General features: G+C 69.6%; 19 protein-coding genes. 6 read left to right on the plus strand and 13 right to left on the minus strand.

Annotation, left to right across the window (positions count from 1 at the left end; genetic code table 11):
• Positions 1–21 precede the first annotated feature (21 nt).
• Genes AC07YS_RS09210 through AC07YS_RS09220 form a run of 3 tightly spaced genes read right to left on the minus strand, consistent with a single transcriptional unit; the run spans position 22 to position 2,991 of the window.
• The gene (locus tag AC07YS_RS09210) at positions 22–846 is read right to left on the minus strand and encodes a class II aldolase/adducin family protein (protein WP_495269304.1); all 825 of its coding nucleotides are present in this window, start codon (positions 844–846) and stop codon (positions 22–24) included.
• Between the two features lie 3 nt (positions 847–849).
• Positions 850–1,959, minus strand: coding sequence for an LLM class flavin-dependent oxidoreductase (locus tag AC07YS_RS09215; RefSeq protein WP_062482534.1), 1,110 nt, complete (start codon positions 1,957–1,959; stop codon positions 850–852).
• Between the two features lie 33 nt (positions 1,960–1,992).
• Positions 1,993–2,991, minus strand: a complete 999-nt coding sequence (locus AC07YS_RS09220; protein ID WP_495269305.1) for an ABC transporter substrate-binding protein — start codon at positions 2,989–2,991, stop codon at positions 1,993–1,995.
• Between the two features lie 147 nt (positions 2,992–3,138).
• Between AC07YS_RS09220 and AC07YS_RS09225 the strand changes: the two genes are divergently transcribed.
• The 4 genes from AC07YS_RS09225 to AC07YS_RS09240 are packed head-to-tail and all read left to right on the plus strand — an operon-like array spanning position 3,139 to position 7,569.
• Positions 3,139–4,371, plus strand: coding sequence for an acyl-CoA dehydrogenase family protein (locus AC07YS_RS09225; RefSeq protein WP_495269306.1), 1,233 nt, complete (start codon positions 3,139–3,141; stop codon positions 4,369–4,371).
• Positions 4,368–5,339: an ABC transporter substrate-binding protein gene (locus AC07YS_RS09230; protein WP_495269307.1), complete on the plus strand. Its 972-nt coding sequence runs from the start codon at positions 4,368–4,370 to the stop codon at positions 5,337–5,339. The genes AC07YS_RS09225 and AC07YS_RS09230 overlap by 4 nt, the downstream gene beginning before the upstream one ends.
• Positions 5,336–5,935: a cysteine dioxygenase family protein gene (locus tag AC07YS_RS09235; protein ID WP_062477560.1), complete on the plus strand. Its 600-nt coding sequence runs from the start codon at positions 5,336–5,338 to the stop codon at positions 5,933–5,935. The genes AC07YS_RS09230 and AC07YS_RS09235 overlap by 4 nt, the downstream gene beginning before the upstream one ends.
• Positions 5,932–7,569 carry a rhodanese-related sulfurtransferase gene (locus tag AC07YS_RS09240; RefSeq protein ID WP_495269308.1) on the plus strand — a complete coding sequence of 546 codons (1,638 nt, stop codon included), beginning with the start codon at positions 5,932–5,934 and terminating at the stop codon, positions 7,567–7,569. The genes AC07YS_RS09235 and AC07YS_RS09240 overlap by 4 nt, the downstream gene beginning before the upstream one ends.
• A 69-nt stretch (positions 7,570–7,638) precedes the next feature.
• Here AC07YS_RS09240 and AC07YS_RS09245 read toward each other — a convergent pair whose 3' ends face one another.
• The 5 genes from AC07YS_RS09245 to AC07YS_RS09265 all read right to left on the minus strand — a co-directional run bounded on the left by AC07YS_RS09245 (position 7,639) and on the right by AC07YS_RS09265 (position 13,404).
• Positions 7,639–9,108 (minus strand): DEAD/DEAH box helicase, encoded by a 1,470-nt coding sequence (locus tag AC07YS_RS09245; protein WP_062477554.1) that lies wholly within the window; start codon positions 9,106–9,108, stop codon positions 7,639–7,641.
• A 130-nt stretch (positions 9,109–9,238) separates the two neighbouring features.
• Positions 9,239–10,132, minus strand: a complete 894-nt coding sequence (gene ypfJ / locus AC07YS_RS09250) for a KPN_02809 family neutral zinc metallopeptidase (RefSeq protein ID WP_495269309.1) — start codon at positions 10,130–10,132, stop codon at positions 9,239–9,241.
• 112 nt (positions 10,133–10,244) lie between these two features.
• Entirely contained in the window at positions 10,245–10,811 is a 567-nt protein-coding gene (gene dcd, locus AC07YS_RS09255; RefSeq protein ID WP_099795730.1) for a dCTP deaminase, read from the minus strand.
• Positions 10,812–10,896: 85 nt separating this feature from the next.
• Positions 10,897–12,183 (minus strand): guanine deaminase, encoded by a 1,287-nt coding sequence (gene guaD, locus AC07YS_RS09260; RefSeq protein WP_139701961.1) that lies wholly within the window; start codon positions 12,181–12,183, stop codon positions 10,897–10,899.
• A gap of 105 nt (positions 12,184–12,288) precedes the next feature.
• Positions 12,289–13,404 carry a BMP family ABC transporter substrate-binding protein gene (locus AC07YS_RS09265; protein ID WP_495269310.1) on the minus strand — a complete coding sequence of 372 codons (1,116 nt, stop codon included), beginning with the start codon at positions 13,402–13,404 and terminating at the stop codon, positions 12,289–12,291.
• Between AC07YS_RS09265 and AC07YS_RS09270 the strand changes: the two genes are divergently transcribed.
• Complete coding sequence (locus tag AC07YS_RS09270) at positions 13,403–14,359, plus strand: hypothetical protein (protein WP_495269311.1); 957 nt, start codon at positions 13,403–13,405, stop codon at positions 14,357–14,359. The genes AC07YS_RS09265 and AC07YS_RS09270 overlap by 2 nt on opposite strands.
• An 89-nt stretch (positions 14,360–14,448) precedes the next feature.
• On the opposite strand, the gene AC07YS_RS09275 is transcribed toward AC07YS_RS09270, so the two are convergent.
• Positions 14,449–15,276 (minus strand): SDR family NAD(P)-dependent oxidoreductase, encoded by an 828-nt coding sequence (locus tag AC07YS_RS09275; RefSeq protein WP_495269312.1) that lies wholly within the window; start codon positions 15,274–15,276, stop codon positions 14,449–14,451.
• A 104-nt stretch (positions 15,277–15,380) separates the two neighbouring features.
• Positions 15,381–16,328: a GlxA family transcriptional regulator gene (locus AC07YS_RS09280; protein WP_062477569.1), complete on the minus strand. Its 948-nt coding sequence runs from the start codon at positions 16,326–16,328 to the stop codon at positions 15,381–15,383.
• Between the two features lie 175 nt (positions 16,329–16,503).
• Here AC07YS_RS09280 and AC07YS_RS09285 point away from each other — a divergent pair, with 175 nt between their 5' ends.
• Complete coding sequence (locus AC07YS_RS09285; protein WP_495269313.1) at positions 16,504–17,763, plus strand: MFS transporter; 1,260 nt, start codon at positions 16,504–16,506, stop codon at positions 17,761–17,763.
• On the opposite strand, the gene AC07YS_RS09290 is transcribed toward AC07YS_RS09285, so the two are convergent.
• From AC07YS_RS09290 to AC07YS_RS09300, 3 genes are all read right to left on the minus strand, one after another.
• Positions 17,753–20,314 carry a penicillin acylase family protein gene (locus AC07YS_RS09290; protein WP_495269314.1) on the minus strand — a complete coding sequence of 854 codons (2,562 nt, stop codon included), beginning with the start codon at positions 20,312–20,314 and terminating at the stop codon, positions 17,753–17,755. The two genes, AC07YS_RS09285 and AC07YS_RS09290, sit on opposite strands and share 11 nt — an antisense overlap.
• Before the next feature lie 121 nt (positions 20,315–20,435).
• Entirely contained in the window at positions 20,436–21,245 is an 810-nt protein-coding gene (locus AC07YS_RS09295) for a helix-turn-helix domain-containing protein (RefSeq protein WP_492744704.1), read from the minus strand.
• A gap of 88 nt (positions 21,246–21,333) precedes the next feature.
• Positions 21,334–22,287 carry a LysR substrate-binding domain-containing protein gene (locus AC07YS_RS09300; RefSeq protein ID WP_495269318.1) on the minus strand — a complete coding sequence of 318 codons (954 nt, stop codon included), beginning with the start codon at positions 22,285–22,287 and terminating at the stop codon, positions 21,334–21,336.
• Positions 22,288–22,421 lie beyond the last annotated feature (134 nt).

A 22,421-nucleotide genomic window follows, 5' to 3' on the forward strand; every position in this document is an offset into this window, starting at 1 on the left:
AAAGGCTCCGGGGGTTCGTCATCAAAGCAGGAGTTCGGGTTCGGCCTCGACCAGGCCTTCGTACAGGCTGTCGAAGGAATGGATGGCGCCTTCGGGCCCGCCGATCTGGCCGTGCGTGTGGCGCGCAGTGGCCTCGTCGATCGGCTGCGGCGTGCCTGCTGCCTCGGCCAGCAGCTGCGTGTGGCAGGCGTTGTCCAGCGCGATGTACCACCACGCCGCGGCCTCCACGGTGGGGCCGGCCGTCAGGATGCCGTGGTTCTTGAGGATGGCGCCCTTTTTGTCGCCCAGCGCGCGAGCAATGCGATCGCCCTCGCTGGTGTCGACCACCATGCCGGTGAAGTCGTCGAACAGCGCCACGTCGTCGTGGAACACGCAGCTGTCCTGCGTGAGCGTGTCGAGCTTGCGGCCCAGCGTGGACCAGGCCTTGCCGTAGGTCGAGTGCGTGTGGGCGGCGGCCACGATGTTCGGGTTGTGCTCGTGGATCGCGGCGTGGATCGCGAAGGCGGCCTTGTTGAGCGGCCGGTCGCCGACGACCGTTTCACCCTTTGAATTGACGAGCAGCAGGTCGGACGCCTTGATGCGCGAGAAGTGCACGCCCAGCGGGTTGACCCAGAAATGGTCGGTCAGCTCGGGGTCGCGCGCCGTGATGTGGCCGGCCAGGCCCTGCGCAAAGCCGAAGCGCGCGAACAGGCGGAAGGCGCCCGCCAGGCGTTCCTGCCGGTGGCGGCGCTCGGCCTGCACGGTGGGGCGCGGCGGGATGGGGTCGAACCAGTGCTTCTGCTGCGGGTTCGCGTGCAGCTTCAGCGGCTGGGCCGCGTGGCGGTCGATGGACAGGACGGCGCTCATGGCTCAGGCCGCCTTGCGCTGCGATTGCAGGCGCTGCGCGACGAGTTCGCGCGTGCGTGGAATCAGCGCGCGCCCATAGTCCGTCGCGTCTTCGAGCGGATCGAAGCCGCGGATCAGGAAGGTGGTCACGCCCAGGTCGTAGTAGTCGAGCAGTGCGTCGGCCACCTGCTCGGGCGTGCCGACCAGCGCGGTGCTGTTGGAGCGCCCGCCGATCTCCTGCGCGACCGCGGTCCACAGCCGCTTGTCCAGGCGCGAGCCCTTCTCGGCCGCGGCCAGCAGGCGCTTGGCGCCTTCGCTTTGCTGCGGGCCGCCGCGGTTGTAGCCCTGCACCACGCGCAGGCGTTTCGTTTCCGCCAGGATGTTCTCGGCGCGCGCCCATGCGGCCTCTTCGGTGTCCGCCAGGATCGGACGGAACGACACCGAGAAGCGCACGCTGCGCCCGTGCTTTGCCGCCTCGGCGCGCACGCGGGTCGTGAGTTCGCGCGCCTGGTCGAGCGATTCGCCCCACAGCGCGTACACGTCGGCGTACTTGCCCGCGACCGGGATCGCCGCCTCCGACGCACCGCCGAAGTACACGGGCACGTGCGGCTTGCCGTGGCGCGTCTGCACCGGCTTCACTTCGGAGAACGCGTTCTGGAAGCGGTAGTGCGCGCCTTCGTGGTCGAAGGGCTTCTCGGCCGTCCACACCTTGTGCAGCACCTCGAGGTATTCGTCGGTGCGGGCGTAGCGCTGGTCGTGGTCGAGCCAGTCGCCGTCGCGCTTCTGCTCTTCGTCGGAGCCGCCCGAGATGTAGTGCACGCCGAGCCGCCCGCCGCTGAACTGGTCGAGCGAGGCGAACTGGCGCGCCGCGAGCGTGGGCGCCACGAAGCCCGGGCGGTGCGCGAGCATGAAGTGGATGCGCTCGGTCACCGAGGCCGCATAGGCCACGGTGAGCGTGGCGTCGGGGCTGGTCGAATGGTGCGGCACCAGCACGCGGTCGAAGCCGGCGTTCTCGTGCGCCTGCGCGAAGGCGCGCACGTAGTCGCGGTCGATGGCCGGGCCCTTGGCGGCGTGGATCTCCGAGACCTTCTGGCCCTGGATCATGCCGATGAATTCAACGTCGTTCTGGCTCATGGTGTCCTCGTGGATGCGGATGGAATGAAGGGGTCAGGCGGCGGGCAACCGCAGCAGGTTTTCGAAGCGGCGGTCCCACAGGGGCTTCACGTCGGCCGGGCCGTCGAGCACACCGATCTTCTGGAAGGTGTCGGCCACGTCCTGGTGGCTGCGCACCACGGCGTCGGTCACCGGGCCCAGGCTGTAGTCGCCGCTGCGGCCGTTGAACAGCTCGACCAGGTCGCCCACGGGCACGCGGGTCTCGGCCGACTGCGCGCGGGCGTAGGCCAGGAAGTTGCCGTTGATCCAGGCGAACGCGCGCTGCAGGCGCTGCAGCAGGTCGCCCAGCGCCGCGCGGCGCAGCGTGTCGTCGAGCGCGCGCGGGTTGGCGTAGATGGGGAAGTTGCCCGACAGGTAGCCCACGCCGGTCTTGAGCGTGCGCGCGCCGTACTGGGTGCGCGCGAGCTGGCCGTTGTAGCCGTAGATGGCCCACGCATCGAGGTCGCCGCGCGCAAAGGCCGAGAGGCCGTCGGCCGGAGTGAGGCTCACGGGCTGGATGTCGGCGAACGACAGGCCCGCCTCGGCCAGCTGCTTGGCCAGGTAGTAGTGCGAGGTGGTGGCGCGCACGTAGCCCACGCGCTTGCCCTTGAGGTCGGCGATGCTGCGGATGAGCGCGTCCTTGCGCGCCAGCGTGGCCTGGTTGTTGAGGTCTTCGTGCGTCACGGCCACAAGCCGCACGCTCGACTTCTGCCGCGCCGCGAACACCGGCGGGATCTCGCTGCCCGAGCCCAGGTCGAGCGCGTCGCCGTTGATGGCCTCGATGTGCAGCACGCCGTTGTTGAGCTCGCGCCAGTCGATCTTGTAGGGCGTGTCGGCCTGGCCCGAGGCCGTGAGCAGCGGGCGCCACAGGCCCTTGTAGGTGCCCACGCGCAGCGTCACGCCCGACAGGTCGCGCGAGGGCGCGGCGGCCTGCGCCACGCCCGACGCAGCCACGCCCCATGCAGCGGCGGCCTGCAGCAGGCGGCGTCGGTCCAGCGGGAAATCGGGTGTCATGCCTTGTGTTCTTTCTTCTTCACTCACTCACGAGGAGAAGCGAGACCGTACCGAGACGGGCCCCGAAAACGAACGCAGAAAAACGAATTTGGATATGCGCGATGCATCCTTCGCGCGCTGGCAGCGGGCCTTTACCGTGCGGGCACCATGAGTGCACTCCCCTTGCGCCGCGCGCCGGCCATTCCCGACACAGACACCCCGCCCTCCGTCGACCTCAGCGTGCTGGTCCGCCTGTCGGACCAGTTCTCGTCCACGGCCGAAGACCACGACCGCAGCGGCGCCTTTCCGCGCCAGAACTTCGAGGCGCTGCAGGCGCACGGCCTGATCGGCCTCGTCGCGCCCGCCGCATACGGCGGCGGCGGCGCCACGCTGGCCACGGCGCGCCGCGTGATCGCGGCGGTGGCGCGCGGCGAGCCCGCCACCGCGCTGATCCTCACCATGACCTACCTGCAGCACCAGGCGCTCGCGCGCCGAGAGAGCCGCTGGCCCGCGCACCTGCGCGAGCGCGTGGCACGCGACGCAGTGGCGCACGGCGCGCTCATCAACGCGCTGCGCGTGGAGCCCGCGCTGGGCTCGCCCGCGCGCGGCGGCCTGCCCGGCACCGTGGCGCGGCGCACGCCCGAGGGCTGGCGCATCGACGGCCACAAGCTCTACACGACCGGCATCGAGGGCCTGTCGTGGCTCGCGGTCTGGGCGCGCACCGACGAGGCCGCACCGCGCACCGGCGTGTTCCTGGTGCCGCGCGACGCGCCCGGCATCCGCGTGATCGCGAGCTGGGACCACCTGGGCCTGCGCGCCTCAGGCAGCCACGAGGTGGTGTTCGAAGACGTCGCCATTGCCGCCGACCACGCCGTCGACCTGCGCGCGCCCGCCGACTGGGCGCCCGGCGCCGGCAGCCAGACCGACATCGACGCCCATGCGGCACAGCAGGCCTGGATGGTCGTGCTGCTGGGCAGCCTCTACGACGCCGTGGCGCGCGCCGCGCGCGACTGGCTGGTCGACTTTTTGAACCGGCGCGCGCCCGGCAGCCTCGGCACGCCGCTGGCCAGCCTGCCGCGCGTGCAGGAGCAAGTCGGCGAGATCGAGGCGCTGCTGCGCACCAACCGCGTGCTGCTCGACGACACCGCCGCCGCGGTCGACAGCGGCCACACGCCACCCGCCGCCGACAGCGGCCTGCTCAAGCACACCGTGACCACGCACGCCATCCGCGTGGTCGAGCTGGCGCTGCAGCTGAGCGGCAACCACGGCCTCACGCGCCAGAACCCGCTCGAACGCCACTACCGCGACGTGCTGTGCAGCCGCATCCACACGCCGCAGAACGACGCGATCCTGGTCGCGGCGGGCCAGCGTGCGTTGCAGGCCTTCGGAGGTGCCGCATGAGCGCGCTGCCAATTTCTCGCCGCACCTGGCTCGCGCAAGGCGCCGCGCTGTCGCTGGCCGTGGCCGGCCCGCTGCGCGCTCTAGCGCAACCCCAGGCCACGCTGGTGCTCGGCGACCAGGCCGGCGGCCTGCGCTCGCTGTTCGAGGCCTCCAAGGCCCTCGACGACGCGCCCTTTGCGTACCGCTGGGCCAACTTCCAGGGCGCCGCGCCGCTGTTCGAGGCGCAGCGCAGCGCAGCGGTCGACACCGCGATGGCCGGTGACCTGCCCGTGCTCGCGGCGGCCGTCGGCAAGACGCCGCTGAAGATCGTCGCCACGCGCGTGGGCAAGGCCGAGTCGCTGGGCATCGTGGTGCAGCCCGACTCGCCGCTGCGCCGCGTGGCCGACCTGCGCGGTCAGACGGTGGTCGTGTCGTCGGCGCGCGGCAGCATCTCGCAGTACCAGCTCTACGGCGCGCTCGAAGAGGCCGGCGTGCGGCGCGACGAGGTCACGGTGAAGTTCGTGCTGCCCACCGACGCAGCGGCCGCGTTCGCGTCAAAGCAGATCGACGCCTGGGCCATCTTCGACCCCTACTACGCCATCGCGCTGCAGCAGGGCGGGCGCATCCTGCGCGACGGGCGCGGCATCAACACGGCGCTGGGCTTCATCACCGCGAGCGAGCATTCGCTGGCCGACCCGGCCCGGCGCGCAGCCATCGTGCAGTTCCTCGACCGGCTCGCCCGCGCGGGCGACTGGGCGCTGGCCAACCCCGAGGCCTATGCGCAGGCCTACAGCCAGCTCACGCGGCTGCCGATCGCCTCGGCGCGGCTCATCACGGCGCGCGCCTCGGTGGCGGGGCGGCCCGTGAGCGAGGCCGACATCGTCGCGCTACAAACTGTGGCCGACCGCTCAGCGCGTGACGGTATCCTTCCCACACGCGTGGATGTGCGCGCGATCACCGACACCCAACTCTGGAAACGCCCCGCATGATTGCTCCGCTGCGCGATTTCGTCGGCGCCTTCGGCCGGCTGCTCGACAGCCGGCCCGACGAGCCGCGCATCCTGTCCGAAGGCGGCGCGCTGCTGCGCACGCTGGTGGCGCGCGACGACTGGCTGCCCGACGCCTTCGCCGTGGCCGACCCGACCTACTACCAGCAGTTTTTGCTGCACGCGGACAGCACCGAGCGCTTCTCGGTCGTGAGCTTCGTCTGGGGGCCGGGCCAGGCCACGCCGATCCATGACCACACGGTGTGGGGCCTCATCGGCATGCTGCGCGGCGCCGAGTACAGCCAGCCCTACGCGCTCGACGCCGACGGTACCGCGCGACCCCAGGGCGAGCCGGTGCGGCTCGACGCGGGGCATGTCGAGGCCGTGTCGCCCACCGTGGGCGACCTGCACCGCGTGCACAACGCGCATGCCGACCGCGTGTCGATCAGCATCCACGTGTACGGCGCCAACATCGGCGCTGTGCGCCGCCACACCTACCCGGCCGAAGGCGGGCGCAAGCCCTTCGTCTCCGGCTACTCCAACACGCTGCTGCCCAACCTGTGGGACCGCTCCGCCGAACTTCGAAACACTGCCGCATGACGACGACAACGACCGCCTCCTTTCCCCTGCTGCCCTTCGCCGCGCTGCGCGAACGGCTGATCGCGCGCGAGGAGACCGCGCTGCTCGACCTGCGCGAGGAAGACCCGTTTGCACAAGAACACCCGCTGTGGGCCGCCAACCTGCCGCTGTCGCGCATCGAGATCGAAGCGTGGCGGCGCATTCCGCGGCGCGACACCTTCATCGTGCTGTACGGCGCGCACGACGGTGTCGATCTCGCGCCGCTGGCGGCACGCACCTTCGCCGCGCTCGGCTACACCAACGTGCACCTGCTCGACGGCGGCCTCGAAGGCTGGCGCGCGGCGGGCGGCGAGCTGTTCCGCGACGTGAACGTGCCGAGCAAGTCCTTCGGCGAGCTGGTCGAGCACGAGCGCCACACGCCGTCGCTGTCGGCGCCCGAGGTGAAGGCGCTCATCGACAGCCGCGCCGACGTGGTCGTGCTCGACGCGCGCCGCTTCGACGAATACCAGACCATGAGCATCCCCTCGGCCACCAGCGTGCCGGGCGCGGAGCTGGTGCTGCGCGTGCGCGAGCTCGCGCCCGACCCGGCCACGCGCGTGATCGTGAACTGCGCGGGCCGCACACGCAGCATCATCGGCACGCAGTCGCTCGTGAACGCGGGCATCCCGAACCCGGTCGCGGCGCTGCGCAACGGCACCATCGGCTGGAAGCTCGCGGGCCAGGTGCTCGACCACGGCGCGGGCCGGCAAGCGCCGGCTGCGGTGTCTGAGGCGAACCGCGCGCAGGCGCAGGCCGACGCACGCCGCGTGGCCGACGCCGCGGGCGTGCGCCGCATCGCCCTCGACGCACTCGGCACGCTCGAGGCTCCTGGCCGCACCGTGTACCGCTTCGACGTGCGCACGCCCGAGGAATACACCGCCGGCCACCTGCCCGGCTTCGCGAGCGCGCCCGGCGGGCAGCTCGTGCAGGAAACCGACCACCAGGTGCCGGTGCGCGGCGCACGCATCGTGCTGGCCGACGACGACGGCGTGCGCGCATCGATGAGCGCCTCATGGCTCGCCCAGATGGGCTGGGAGGTGTACGTGCTCGACGCCGTGCCACCGACCGCCGCGCACAGCGAGACCGGCACGCCGACGTCGGCCTACCCGCCCGTCGCGGCCACGGTCGCCGAGATCGTGCCGCAGGCCTTGGCCGAGTTGCTGAAGCAGCAGCCCGCCACCGCCGTGATCGACGTGACCACGAGCGCCAACTACGTGAAGCGCCACATCCCCGGCGCCTGGTACGCGATCCGCGCGCAGCTCGCCCAGGCGCTCGACCGCCAGGCCCTTCCGTCCGCCCCGCGCTACGTGCTGACCTGCGGCAGCAGCCTGCTCGCGCGCTACGCCGCCGCGGACCTGCGCGCCCTGCTCGATGCGCGCGGCCAGCGCGACGTGGAAGTGCAGGTGCTCACGGGCGGCAACACCGCCTGGTTCGCCGCCGGGCTGCCGGCCGAGACCGGCGAGACCCGCCTGGCCACCGCCCGCACCGACCGCTACCGCCGGCCCTACGAAGGCACCGACGCGCCCGCCGAGGCCATGCAGGGCTACCTGGACTGGGAGTTCGGGTTGGTGGAGCAGCTGGGGCGCGACGGCACGCATCACTTCCGCATCGCCTGAGCGCTCAGCGCAGACGAAAAAAAGCCGGGCATGCCCGGCTTTTTGCTTTCACTGTCGTGCGACCCCGGTTCAACCCGGCTCGGCCGCCTTGAACAGTGCCGCGACCTTGCGCTTGCTCTTGATGTTGCTCGAGATGCCGCGTGCGGGCGCGGCCTTGGCCGACGCTTCCCAGGCCGGTGCGGCTTCGCGCTCGCCGGACTCGTAGGGCTTGTCGAAGAACGGATCGCGCGGCGCGGACGGCGCGCGGTGCGGGCGGCCACCACCGCTCATGCTGCGGCGGGTGTCGGCTTCGCGGCGTTCGCGCGGCTGGTCGAGCACGTCGCGTGCGTCACCGGCTTCGCCTTCTTCACGCCAGTGGCGGCGTCCGTCGTTGATGCGGCCGCGCGGGCGGTCTTCCTCGAACTCGACGGGCTCGAGCTCGATCTTCTTCTTGATCAGCTTCTCGATGTCGGCCACGAGGCGCGCATCGTTGCCGCCGCTGGCGAAGCTCACGGCCAGGCCGGAGGCGCCGGCACGGCCGGTGCGGCCGATGCGGTGCACGTAGTCTTCGGCGTTGAACGGGATGTCGAAGTTGAAGACGGCGGGCACGTCCTTGATGTCGAGGCCGCGAGCCGCAACGTCGGTGCACACCAGCAGGTCGACTTCGCCGGCCTTGAACGAGGCGAGCGCCTTCAGGCGTTCGTCCTGGCTCTTGTCGCCGTGCAGTGCGGTGGTACGCAGACCGTCGCGCTCCAGCGAGCGTGCGAGGCGCGCGCAGCCGAGCTTGCTGTTGACGAACACGAAGGCCTGCGTAATGCCGCGCTGCTTGACGATCTGCTTGAGCGCACGGCGCTTGTCGTCGTCAGAGACGCTGTAGAAATGCTGTTCGACGGTGGAGGCCGTTTCGTTCGGCCGCGCCACTTCGATGGTGACCGGGTTCTGCAGGTAGCTGCTGGCCAGCCGCTTGATTTCGGGCGAGAAGGTGGCCGAGAACAGCAGTGTGGTGCGCTGCTTGGGCAGGTAGCTCAGGATGCGCTGCAGGTCGGGCAGGAAGCCGATGTCGAGCATGCGGTCGGCCTCGTCGAGCACGACGTATTCGACCTGGTTGAGCACCGCGTTCTTGGCTTCGATGTGATCGAGCAGCCGGCCCGGCGTGGCCACGAGCACTTCGACGCCCTTCTTCAGCTCCAGCGTCTGGGGCTTCATGTCGATGCCGCCGAACACGACCGTGCTGCGCAGGTTGGTGTACTTGGCGTACAGCTTGACCTGTTGCGCGACCTGGTCGGCCAGCTCGCGCGTGGGCAGCAGCACCAGCGCACGCACCGGATGCCGCGCGGGCGAGGTGGAGGCGTTTTCGTGCTTGAGCATGCGCTGCAGCAAGGGCAGCGAAAACGCCGCCGTCTTGCCGGTGCCGGTCTGCGCGGCGCCCATCACGTCCTGGCCTGAAAGCACGACCGGAATGGCCTGTGCCTGGATGGGCGTCATGGTCTCGTAGCCCATTTCGGCCACGGCGCGGGCCAGCGGTTCTGCCAGCGATAGATTGGAGAAGGACATTGTCATTGAGCCTTCTATTGTCGCACTGCCGCAAAAAACGGCAGTGACAACGAAACGACAACATCCGCGCAGGCCGAATTGCTATTTATTCAATAGCAAAGACCCCAATGAACTTGGGGCTCTCGGGAGACAATCTTTACAGATTGCGCGCGTTGAAGGTGTCGCAGGACTTCATTTCACCCGTCTGGTAGCCCGTGCCGAACCAGCGTTGGCGCTGTGCACTGGAGCCGTGGGTGAAGCTGTCGGGCACCACGGCGCGGCCCGCGGAGCGCTGCAGGGCGTCGTCGCCGATCTTCTGCGCGGCGTTCATGGCGGCCTCGATGTCGCCCGGGTCGAGCCACTTCTTCGACTCCTGCGAGTGGTGCGCCCATACGCCCGCGAAGCAGTCGGCCTGCAGCTCGACGCGCACGCTGATGGCGTTGTTCTGCGACTGGCTCAGGCGCCCGCGCATGCCGTCGACCTTGGCGGTGATGCCGAGTTCGTCCTGCACGTGGTGGCCCACCTCGTGCGCGATGACGTACGCCTGCGCGAACTCGCCAGGCGCGCCGAGCTGGTTCTTGAGGGTGTCGTAGAACGCCAGGTCGATGTAGACCTTCTTGTCGCCCGGGCAGTAGAACGGCCCCATGGCCGATTGCCCGGTGCCACAGGCCGTGGGCGTGGCGCCGCGGAACAGCACGAGCCGGGGCGCCTGGTAATTGCCGCCGCTCTTGCGGAAGAGATCGGTCCAGACCACCTCGGTGTTCTTCAGCACGGTGGAGACAAAGGCCGCCTCGCGGTCGCCGGTGGGCGGCTTGGGCGCGGGGCCTTGCTGCTGTTGCTGCACCTGGACCGGGTCGCCGCCGCCGCTGAGCAGGCTCAGCACGGTGAGCGGATTGATGCCGAAGACCCAGCCCGCGATGAGCGCGACCGCGATGGTGCCGATGCCGATGCTGCGACCACCAAAAAGGCCTCCTCCACCACCACCGCCGCCACCCCCGCCGTCGCGGCGGTCTTCGACGTTATCGGATTGTTCGTTGCCTTCCCATCTCATCGCAGTCTCCTTGCCGGCTTGCTGAACGGCGTATTTGCCGGAACGTCGCAGGATGGTACTTGGCCCGGCCGCCCGGAACGTAACCGGCGGTCAGGATGCCTGTATCAGGCTGTCAGGTCTTGGGCAGCGTGACGCCGCGCTGGCCCTGGTACTTGCCGCCGCGGTCCTTGTAGCTGGTTTCGCAGACCTCGTCGCTCTCGAAGAACAGCACCTGCGCGCAGCCTTCGCCCGCGTAGATCTTGGCGGGCAGCGGCGTGGTGTTGCTGAACTCCAGCGTCACGTAGCCTTCCCACTCGGGCTCGAACGGGGTCACGTTGACGATGATGCCGCAGCGCGCGTAGGTGCTCTTGCCCAGGCAGATGGTGAGCACGTTGCGCGGGATGCGGAAGTACTCCACCGTGCGCGCCAGCGCGAAGCTGTTGGGCGGAATGATGCAGTAGTCGCCGTGCATGTCGACGAAGCTCTTCTCGTCGAAGTTCTTCGGGTCGACCACCGTGCTGTGAATGTTGGTGAAGACCTTGAATTCAGGCGCGCACCGGATGTCGTAGCCGTAGCTCGAGGTACCGTAGCTGATGATCTTGTGGCCGTTGTTCTCGCGCACCTGGCCCGGTTCGAAGGGATCGATCATTCCTTCGTTCTCGGCCATGCGCCGGATCCATTTGTCGCTCTTGATGCTCATATGCGCTCGCTGATGCTGCTGCGGGGGAAATCGGGGCCGAATTGTGGCACGGGCGCCCTGCGCGCCCTCCCCCCGCAGGCGCCGCTCAGCCCGCCTGCGAAATCACCGTGCGCTCGACCAGCCGGTCGTCGCCCAGCACGATCATCGCGAACAGCAGCTCTTCGAGGTTGTTGGCCAGCGAGGTCTTGCGCGCCAGAAGCGGTGTGGCGGACGGGTTCAGCACCAGGAAATCGGCCTCGCAGCCCGGCTGCAGGTTGCCGACCACGCCGCCCAGCCCCAGCGAACGCGCCGCGCCGCCGGTGTGGTGCCACCACAGCCGCGAGGGCGCGATGCTCAGGCCGGTCTTGGTCTGGCCCTCGCGGCCGACGTAGTACGCGGCCAGCATGGTGTGGAAGGGGCTGAAGCTCGTGCCGCCGCCCACGTCGCTGGCCAGGCCGTAGGGTTGCTCGAGCCGGTCGGCCGCGCCGAAGTCGAAGAAGCCGCTGCCCAGGAACAGGTTGCTCGTGGGGCTCACGGCGGCGGCCGTCTTGGTCTCGTGCATGAGCGCACGGTCGGTGTCGTCCAGGTAGATGCAGTGGGCGTACACGGCGCGTTCGCGCAGCAGGCCGAAGTCGGCGTACACGTCCAGGTAGGAGCGCGATTTCGGGTACAGCTCGCGCGCCCACTTCACCTCGTCGCGGTTCTCGGCCACGTGCGACTGGATCCAGGTGTCGCCGTATTTGGCGGCCAGCTCGCCGGCGCCGCGCATCTGTGCGTCGGTGCTGGTGGGCGCAAAGCGCGGCGTGATGGCGTAGCCCAGGCGGTCGACGTTGTGCCACTTGCGGATCAGCGCCTCGGTGTCGACCAGGCTCTGCTCGGTGTCGTCGCGCACGCCGTCGGGCGAGTTGCGGTCCTGCAGCACCTTGCCGGTGATCATGCGCAGCTGGCGGCGCTGCGCGCTCTCGAAGAAGGCGTCGACCGAGGCGACGTGCGAGGTCGCGAAGGTCAGCGAGGTGGTCACGCCATTGCGCAGCAGCTCGTCGAAGAACACGTCGGCCACCACGCGCGAATGCGCGGGGTCGGCGAACTTGCTTTCGGCCGGGAAGGTGTAGTTCTCGAGCCAGGGCAGCAGGCCGGCGGCGGGCGCGCCGATGATGTCGGTCTGCGGGTAATGCACGTGCATGTCCACGAAGCCCGGCGCCAGGATGCGGCCCGGCAGGTGGGTGGTGTGGGCGCCGGCATGGCGCTGCGACACGTCGGCATGGCTGCCGGCGTCGAGCACACGCTGGCGGCCGGTGCTGTCGGGGGCGACGACCAGCAGGCCGTCCTCGTCGAAGACAGGCAGGCCGGCGGCGTCGAATCGCAGGAGGGAGGCGCGGTAGGCTTTTTTCATCGTGGATTCGGAGGGTAATCCAGCCCCGGACGGTGGGAATTGCCCTGCGCGTATGAGTGCTATACGCGGAACGCACTCTTCAAACGCAGGGGAAAGAGACTGCGCTCAGCGGCTCACCCGTCCCTGCACGCCCTCGGCCAGCCAGTTCATCTGCAGGATCTGCTCGTCGCTGAGCTGCGCGCCCTTGGTGATCGCGACGCGGCCTTCGTTGTCGCGCACGTCGGCCGCCACCGCGCGGAACGGCTGCAGCTTGCCTGCCGCGATGTCCTTCTGCCGCGCCAGCACCTCGTCCTGCACGGCCTGGGGCACCTTCGTGCCGAAGTCGCCGACGCGGATCATTCCTTCCTTCACGCCGCCCCAGAGGTTGCCGCTCTTCCAGGTGCCGTCGAGCACGGCCTTCGCGCGTTGCGTGTAGTAGCCGCCCCACTGGTGCGTGACCGCGACGATCTGCGCGTCGGGCGCGATCTTGCGCATGTCGGAGTGGTAGGCCACGGCCATCTTGCCGCGCTCCTGCGCGGCGGCCATCACGGCGGTGGAGCCGGTGTGGAAGGCGAGCACGTCGGCGTTCTGGTTGAACAGCGCCATGGCCGCGTCGCGCTCCTTCGGCGGATCGAACCACTCGTTGAGCCACACCACGATCACCTTGGCCTTCGGGTTCACCGAGCGCATGCCGAGCGTGAAGGCGTTGATGCCCTGCAGCACTTCGGGAATCGGAAAGCCCGCGACGTAGCCGGCCACGTTCGTCTTCGTCATGCGCCCGGCCGCGATGCCCGCGAGGTAGCGGCCTTCGTAGTAGCGGGCGTTGGCGGTGGCGACGTTGGGCGCGGTCTTGTAGCCGGTGATCGACTCGAACTTCACGCCGGGGAAGTCCTTCGCGACCTTCAGCGTCGGCTCCATGTAGCCGAAGCTGGGCGTGAAGATCAGCTGGCTGCCCTGCTGCGCGAGGTCGCGGATCACGCGCTCGGCGTCGGCGCCCTCCGGCACGTTCTCGACGAAAACGGTGTTCACGCGGGGGCCCAGCGCGGCCTCGACAGCCTTGCGGCCTTCTTCATGCTGGCGCACCCAGCCGGCATCGGTGACCGGCGTGACGTAGACAAAGCCGACCTTCAGCGCGTCCTTGGCCAGGGGCGGCTTCGGCGATGCGGTCTGTGAAAAGGCGGGGGATAAAAAACAGGCGGTCACCCACGCCAGAACGGCGCGGCCCGCGAGGTTTTTGTACATGGTGGTCCTCTACATGGCCCCGGAAAAGCAAAACCCCGCAGCAGGCCGGGACGCCCTGCTGCGGGGTTCGGATTTTAATGCCGCGGCCTCCCGCCGGCCATGGCCGCCGCAGAACGCGAACGCATCCGGCCGCGCAGACGCATCGGATGCGGCGGCCAGGAACGCCGCACACTCACTACGATCCGTGCCTCCGCATCACACCCTGCCAGCCATGACCCTCAGCATGCATTTCGACTTCACGCCGCTGCCACGAACGCCCGTGCTCGAGCCATGCATCGTCGCCAACGCGGCGGGCTACGACCTCTTCACCAACGAGACCGTCACCCTGGCCTTCGGCACGAAATGCGTGATGGTGAAGGCCAAGAACCGCGATCCGATCCCCTTGCCCTACTTCGAGCTGGCCGAGCTCACGATCGAGAACCGCGAAGTCGCGACAACCGGCGGTACCACGCAAGGCCTGACGGGGCTGGGCAACCCGACGGGCCGGGAACACATCTCCGCCACGACGCAACCGACCCTGCAGAGCTTCATTTCCTTCGTCACGCATCTCGGCGAACTGCACCTGTTCTACCGCGGCATGCCGCCGACCGTGCTGCGCATGGCACTGGCCGAGGCCTTCGCCGTCTGGCGCCAGCACCAGCCGGAATGGCTCGAGAAACGACGAAAGGTCGTGGACGCCTATGCCGACAGCGAAGGACTGGACGCGCAGACACGCGACGCGCTGAAAGCAAGATTGCTGACGCCGATCGTGCCGCCTGCGTCGGCCGCGCCGCTCTCGTTTCCTTCCGCGGGCTTCCCCACCGACGACATGCCGGCGCCGGACACCTTCGACCCCGCGACCCGCCTCGGCGTGTGCCCCTCATGCAATGCGGAGATTCCGTACTTCTCCGAGGAATGCCCCCAGTGCCGGGCACTTTTCGGACCAGACTCTGCATGGCAGGTGCGGCCGCTCTGACCGACCCTGAAGTGAAGCCAGGCTGGCGGAGTTCCCGGGGCACGTCTTCTTCGTGTACGACCGACGGCCTCACCCACCGAACGCAGGCGTCATGCCAGTAGCGCGGTGGCACCAACGCCATAGCGCGCCGCCGGCGCCGTGCTCGACAACCTGCCCGACATCGCACGCCGCGCCGCATCGAACGCATCCCACTCGGCCGGATCAGGCAGCGCCGGAATCGTGACCTGCTCGCCCTGGTCGAGCCCCGCAAGGGCGGCATCGACCATGTCCTGCGCCGTCATCACGATCTCCTTGGGCAGGTGCGCCATCGGCACGCCCGCGACGCCCCAGAACTCGGTGGCTGTCGCACCGGGCAGCACCGCCTGCACGCGCACGCCCTTGTCCTTCAGCTCGTGCTGCAGCGACTGGCTCAGCGCCAGCACGAAGGCCTTGGTGCCGCCGTACACGCCGTTGAGCGTCTCGGGCGAGATCGCCACGATGGAGGCGATGTTCACCAGCGTGCCGGCACCGCGTTCGACGAAACCCGGCACAGCCGCGTAGGTGAGCCGCGTGAGCGCGCTCACGTTGAGCTCGATCATGTCCGCCATCTTGTCGATGTCCGAGCCGAGCAGCGGTGCGGCGGCGCCGAAGCCGGCGTTGTTCACCAGCAGGGTGATGTCGCCGCGCGTGCGCAGCACGGCTTCCACGGACGCGATGTCCTTCCGGTCGGACAGGTCGGCCGGGAGAACCTCGACCTTGCGCCCGGTCTCGTCCGAGAGCTTCGCGGCCACCGCGGCGAGGCGTTCGCGGTTGCGCGCCACCAGGATCAGGTCGAAGCCGCGCCGCGCGAGACGGTCCGCGTACACGGCGCCGATGCCCGACGACGCGCCGGTGATGAGGGCCGTGCCCTTGTTCGGATTTGCTTGGGTTGCAGTCATGGAGTTTCCTTCGTCGCCACGGGTGTGTGGCCGTGGGGAGAAGTTTCTTCCTGCAAGGCGATGGCGTAAATGTCATATAAGCCACCTTTCAGGACATACGCTGCTCAAGCCGTCGCGGCCTCCCGACGGGCCACGCGGCGCACGCTCTGCGGCGGATGCCCCAGCGTGCGCAGGAAGGCGCGGCGCATGCGCTCGGGGTCGCCGAAGCCCGTTTCGCGCGCGACCACGCCGAGCGCGAGGCTGCCCTCGTCGATCAGCGCGCGCGCCGCCTCCACGCGCAGGTTCTCGACCGCGTGCGCCGGCGACTGCCCGGTCTCGGCCTTGAAGGCGCGGCTGAACTGGCGCGGGCTGAGGTGCGCGACCTCGGCCAGTTCGTCCACCGACAGCGTCTCGCGCAGGTTGGCGCGCGCATGCACCAGCGCCTTCTGGATGCGGTCCGACTTGGGCGCCAGCTCGAGCAGCGCGGAATGCTGCGACTGCCCGCCCGCGCGGCGGTGGTACACGACCAGCTTCCTCGCCGCGAACCGTGCCGCCTCCACGCCGAGGTCTTCCTCCACCAGGGCCAGCACGAGGTCGATGCCCGCCGTCATGCCGGCCGAGGTCCACACCGGCCCGTCATTGATGAAGATGCGGTCGGGCTGCACCTTGACGGCGGGATGGCGCTTCTGCAGTTCGCCTGCAAAGGACCAGTGCGTGGTCGCCCGGCGTCCGTCGAGCAGGCCCGCATCCGCCAGCCCGAAGGCGCCGGTGCAGATGCTGGTCACGCGGCGCGCGTTGCGCAGCCCCGCGCGCAGGAAGCGGCACATCTTCTCGGACGTGGGCGCGATGAAGAGCGCGCCGCTCATCACCAGCGTGTCGAACTTCCCCGTGCCGAAGCGCTTGCTGTCGGTGACCACGCCCGACGAACTGGTCACGGGGCCGCCCTCTTCCGACAGCAGCTCGACCTGGTAGACCTGCTTGCCGGCATGGAGGTTCGCGAGCTCGAACGCGGCAATGGCAGCGAGGTCGAGGATCTGGAAACCGGGGAAGACGAGCATGCCGATGCGTTTCATGGCCATGTCCTGAAAAGAGGGTTGTTTGAAGCAGCAGACACAAGGCTAGACCAACCCGTCCCACCGCGCCAGCGGAAGGGATACGGCCCGCGCCCTTCCCGCGCCGCGATGGGTGCCCCCACCAATCGGCAAGCGCCAGCCCGCGCGGGCCGTCCCACAATGGACGTTCCCCACCATGACCAACCCGACGACAACGACAACAGGCGCCCCCACAGCCGAACCGGGCGCCCACGCACACTGGCAGCGCAACCTCGCGGTCTGCATGTTCGGCTCCTTCACGACCATCATCGCGATGACGCTGCTGCTGCCCTTCCTGCCGCTGTACGTCGAGCAGCTTGGCGTGAAGGATCACGCGGCCATCGTGCAGTGGTCCGGCGCGGCTTATGGCGCCACCTTCCTGAGCGCGGCGCTGGTCGCGCCGCTGTGGGGCCGGCTGGCCGACCGCTACGGGCGCAAGCCGATGCTGATCCGCGCGAGCCTCGGCATGGCGGTGGCGATGGCGCTGATCGGCCTCGCGGCCAACGTGTGGCAGCTCGTGGGTCTGCGGCTGCTGGCGGGGCTGCTCGGCGGGTACGCCTCGGGCTCGATGGTGCTGGTCGCCACGCAGACGCCCAAGGACCGCACGGGCTGGGCGCTGGGCACGATGTCGTCGGCCATCATGGCGGGCAACCTCGTGGGGCCACTGGTGGGTGGGGTGCTGCCGCCGCTGGTCGGCATCCGCAACACCTTCTTCGCGGCGGGCGCGATGATCTTCATCGCCTTTCTCGCCACGGCCTTTCTCATCCGTGAAGAGAAGAAGGCGCCTTCCGCATCGAAGCAACGCGGCACGTCCGACGACACCGGCTGGGCCGCCGTGCCCGACAAGCGCCCGCTGGTCGCGATGCTCTTCACCGGCATGCTGCTGATGCTGGCCAACATGTCGATCGAGCCGATCATTACGGTCTACGTCGCCACGCTGCTCGACGACCCGCAGCGCGTGACGATGATGGCCGGCCTCGTGATGTCGGCCGCCGCGCTCGGCAGCATCCTCTCGGCCTCGCGGCTGGGCAAGCTGGCCGACCGCGTGGGGCACTGGAACGTGATCGTCGGGTGCCTCGCGGTGTCGGCGCTGCTGCTGGTGCCGCAGGCCTTCGTCACGGCAGGCTGGCAGTTGGTGGTGCTGCGCTTCCTGATGGGGCTGTCGCTCGGCGGGCTGCTGCCGTGCATTGCGAGCGTGATCCGCCACAACGTGCCCGAGCGCGTGGCCGGCAACATGCTGGGCTACTCGACGTCGGCGCAGTACGCGGGCCAAGTGGCGGGCCCGCTGCTGGGCGGCTTCGTGGGCGGGCACATCGGCATGCGCGCCGTGTTCCTCGGCACCTGCGTGCTCATGGCCGCAGGCGCCGGGTGGAACTGGCTCGCGCAGCGAGCCGCCGCGTCGTCGGCTATTCGCTGACGACCGCGCTGCGGTAGGCCGCGTCGCCCTTGATCTCCGCTTCGGAGAACGGCACCTTCAGCCACTGCCCCGCGCTGTAGGCCCGGGTGTAGTCGGCGTTGTGCGCCGAGGCCGGGTCGTCCGACAGCGAGAACGTGAGGAAGGTGTGGGCCTCCACGCCGCCTTCGGGGAAGCGAACGATGTGCATGTAGCTGTTGCCGTTCGGGTTGAGATCCATCGTGTAGCCGCCCTTGTCGAGCCGGTTCTCGGAGCAGGCGATGGTGAAGTAGCCCGGGCCGCCGCAGCCGCCGTACAGCGGGATCTTCTGGCCGCCGCGGGTGGCGAACAGGTAGTCGCCGCGCGCCGCGTTCTCGGCGAAGCCGCTGGCCTGCACGCGCGCCACGGCGGCACCGAAGGCCTGCTGCAGCGCGAGGGCGGCGGCGGGCTTCAGGTCGCGCGGGGTGCGGACCGGGTCGGCCGGGTTGAAGGGCACGCTGTACAGGTCGGCCGCCGGAATGCGCGAGGCGCGGCTCCAGAACTCGTCCCACACATGCGCGCCGCGCGCGCCCGCAACGCCAGTGCCGTTCCAGTCCTGCAGCGCGCTGCAGGCCGCAGAGACATCGATGTCGCGGCCGATGGCCTCGCTGGTCAGCGGATCGGTGGCGACGTTGATGGTGGCCTTCGCGCACACCAGCGGCAGCGCCTGCATCTTGAAGAGCTCGGCCGTCAGCGCACGGCTGTCGAGCACCATGCGCTTCACGGTGTCGGGCGTGGCACCCCGCGCGCCGTGGCTGTCGGTGCCATCGATGCGGCCTTGCGCGAGCAGGTGGCCCAGTCGCGTGCGGAAGGTCACGGGGTCGGTGCCGGCCGGTCCCATGATCTCCGGGAAGCCGGTAAGTGGCGCCTTCGGGTTCGCCAGCCAGTAGCTGTCGTTCATGTTGGCCACGTAATCGTCACGCAGCAGGCTGGGCATGCGGGCGGCGCCCAGCGCGCCCTTCTGCGCCGAGTCGGCATCGGTCTGCCAGTCGCAGGCGCTGCGCGAGCCGTCGAGCACCGGCACGCGGGCCAGCGCCGGCACGGCCTGCAGTGCCGCGCCGATCGGGCTCTTGCTCGAGCAGGTCGCCACCTGGTCCACCGACACGTTGGGCACCGCACCAATGTCGGCGTACCAGGCCTTGGCGCTGCCCCGGCCCACGGCCACGGTGTTGACCCACGGAATGGCCGCTTCTTCGCGCTGGATGGCGATGAACTCGTCGAGCGACTTCGCCTGGCTCCAGCGCAGCCAGTTGCGGAAGGTGCGGAAGTTCTGGTCGTTGATGTCGCGCATCGCGTAGGCCATGGTGGTGGTCCACGGCGGCAGCTTGTCGCTGAGGTACTGCAGGTTGACGATCGGCCCGTACTCGGACTTGTAGAGCGTGCGCGTCACCGGCACCACGCTGCCGTCGGCCTGCTTCACCTGCACGGTGATCTCGCGGGCCTGCATCTTCACCGCGCTGCCGTCGCGCATGTAGCTGGTGGGGTCGCTCGAGGCCAGCTGCAGTTCGTAGAAGCCGAAGCGCTTGGCGGTCGAGACCGTGTGGCTCCACGCGATGTTGTCGTTGAAGCCGATCAGCGTCACCGGAATGCCCAGGAACGAGGTGCCGCTCACGTTGAGCTTGCCCGGAATGGTGAGCTGCGCCTGGTAGAAGCGATCGGGCCCGCGCCAGTACCAGTGTGGGTTGCCGAACAGCAGCGGGCTCGCGTCGCCGGTGGCGGCGGTGCCGAAGCCGATCATGTTGCTGCCCACGCCCTCCTCGCCGCCGACCTGCAAGGGCACGGCGAGATCGCGTGCGGCGAGCTGCAGCGGCGGCTCTTTCTTCTTGCTGTTGCTGGTGCTGCGTGCCGCGACCTTCGTCGGCGCCGCGGGCACGGGCGGGGTCGCGTTCGCGATGTGCGCCAGGAAGTTGCTGTAGCCGCCCGCCAGGTTGGTCGCGTACATGCGGCGGTAGATGTCCTCGGCGGTGATCGGCTTCACCCAGGCTTCGGTGCGGCAGGCCGCGTGCGCGCTGCCGCCGGCCTTCACGTCGCGCAGGTAGCGGTTGTAGCCGGCGGCGAAGCCCTCCACCAGTCGCTGCATGTAGTCGGCCTGGGCACTTGTCATCTGCTTCAGCACATCGGGCGAGATGACGTGGCGGTGGAAGAAGTCGGCGTCGATGTTCTTCGGCAGGCCGATGGTGCTGCCGGCCACGAGCTTCGCGTCGGCACCGAAGTACTGCGAGCGCTCGCCGCGGTAGGTGAGGAACGAGTCGGCCATGGTGCACAGGTTGTCCTCGGCCTGCGCGTAGCCGTAGCCGTAGCCCAGGTCGGGCCAGTCGGCGGCCTTGATGTGCGGCACGCCCATCGTGGTGCGGCGAATCTCGGCCTTGTAGGCGTTGTTCTCTGCGGGCGGATTGCCGCCCGTGCCGGGGAAGAAGGGAAAGCTGCTGCTGCCACCGCCTCCACCGCCACCGCAGGCAGTCAGTGCGGCTGCAGCCACGAGCGCAAGCCAGAGTGATCGCGGCGTTGCGCCGCGCAGGAAATTCCGAGGTCTCATGCTGTCTCCAGTTGGATGGGCGCTCTCTTGATGGAGCACCGCACAGCTTAGGCACGCCGGCGTGCCGGGGCTTGAACGCAGCCGCTGTCCTGCGCCGCGCCTGGAGACCTTCGAAGGCGCCTCAGTGCGCGAGGCCGCGCCCCCAAGCGTGCGAGGCCTGCTCGTCGGCCGTCACGCGCACCTGGTTCGACAGGAAGGACGGCGACAGGCCGAAGTAGCGCTGGAAGGTGCGGCTCATGTGCGCCGCGTCGGTGAAGCCGCTGGCCAGCGCCACGTCGGTCAGCGGGCGGCGCCCGGTGAACTGCTGCACCGTGCGGCGCACCTTGGTCCACAGCGCATAGCGCTTGATCGACACGCCCACCTGCTGCGCGAACAGGTGCGTGAGCCGGTCGGGCGAGAGAAAGGCCAGCGCCGACAGCTCGCGCAGCGGGATCTGCCCCGCATGCGTGCGGATGGCCTGCAGCACGCGCTCGATGCGCGGGTCGATGGCGGCCTCGATCTCGGGACACTCGGTGATCGCGGTGACCAGCCTGGAGCTGAGCAGTTGCAGGCGCCGGTCGGACAGCGCGCCGTGCTGCGCCGGTTCGAAGTCGTCGCGCGCGCGGCCGAAGCGGCGCGCGTCGAGCGGCTGGATGCCGTGGCCGCCCAGGTGCCGCGAGAGCATGCGGTAGGCGCTGGAGGCCGGGTCGAGGTTGAGCGACAGCAGCCCGCAGCCGTCGACGTCGAGGCGGCGCGACACATGCGGCCCCACCAGCGCGGCGGTGCAGCGCACGCGCGTGCCGTCGACCGCCTCCAGCGTGAAGGGATGGCCGCTCACCGAGGCCAGCAGCGTGGCCGACGAACGGGCCGTGAGCCCCGACTGGATCGCCGGCGTGATGTAGAGGAACCTGTCGTCCCACAGGTGCAGGGAGTTGTGCCGCGTGGTGGTCATGCCGTCTCGCTTGGGTCTTGTCTCTTGTACTTGTCTCCAGCGGCGGATTCTCACGCATCGCGGCGGCGGCCCGCGCAAGGGCCTGCGCTCAGCGGGGTTGCACGGTCTCGAGCTGCAGATGCTGGCGCACGGCCTCCAGCAGCAGCGTGGCCAGCCGGCTCGCCGGGGCCTCGGCACGGGCCTGCGCGCGGTACAGCACGAGCGAGATCTGCGGCAGCGCGGGCAGCGAGAGCACCGCGCGGTCGAGCGCGCGCACATGCGCAGGCAAGCCGAACGGCGTGCGCACGGTCAGGCCCAGGCCGGCCGAGGTCGCGGCCCACAGCGCCGCCAGGCTGGCGCTGCCGAAGGCGCGGCGCCACGGCAGGCCGGCGCGGTCGAGCGCGGTGATGACGATCTCGCGCAGCGGGCACGGGGCGTCGAGCATGATGAGCGGCAGCGGCTCCTTGCTCTTCACGGCGCGAACGCCCGCGCGGTGCTCGCGCTCGGTCCACCAGGGCGCATCGACGCGCTCGGGCGCCATGGGGCCGATCCACAGCAGCGGCATCCGCGCCACGCGCTCGGCATGCGGCGACAGCGGCTGGTCGCCCGCGTCCCATGCCAGCGCCAGGTCGAGCTGGCCCAGCTCGAGCCGCTCGCGCAGCTCGCCGCTGCGCGCCACGCAGGCCTCGATGCGCACCTTGGGATGGGCGCGCGCGAAGCGGCCGAGCACGGCCGGCAGCAGCGTCTCGCCGAAGTCTTCCTGCAGGCCCAGCCGCACCCAGCCCTGCAGGTCGGCGCCACGCAGGGCGGCGCTGGCCTCGTCGTTGAGCTCGAGCATGCGGTGCGCGTAGGCCAGCAGCGTCTCGCCGGCATCGGTGAGCGCCAGGCCGCGGCCCTCCTTGCGGAACAGCACGGTGCCGGCCTGCGACTCCAGCTTCTTGAGCTGCGCGCTCACGGCCGAGGTCGAGCGGCCCAGCTTGTCGGCCGCGCGCGCGTAACTGCCGAGCGCCATGCCGGTGGAGAAGGTGCGCAGCACGTCGAGATCGAACATCACCTGGGTCATCGCGGGTCCTTGCATGAGGCTTTTCAATCATCCTGAATTTCAGGACGATCCGCTCATTATTTTCTGATTTTCAAAACCTTTGCAGCGGCGGACACTGCGCTGCAACATGACCCCATCGCCCTCCTCCCCCCCGC

Source organism: Variovorax sp. GW458-11-26-14-LB1, from assembly GCF_059423965.1.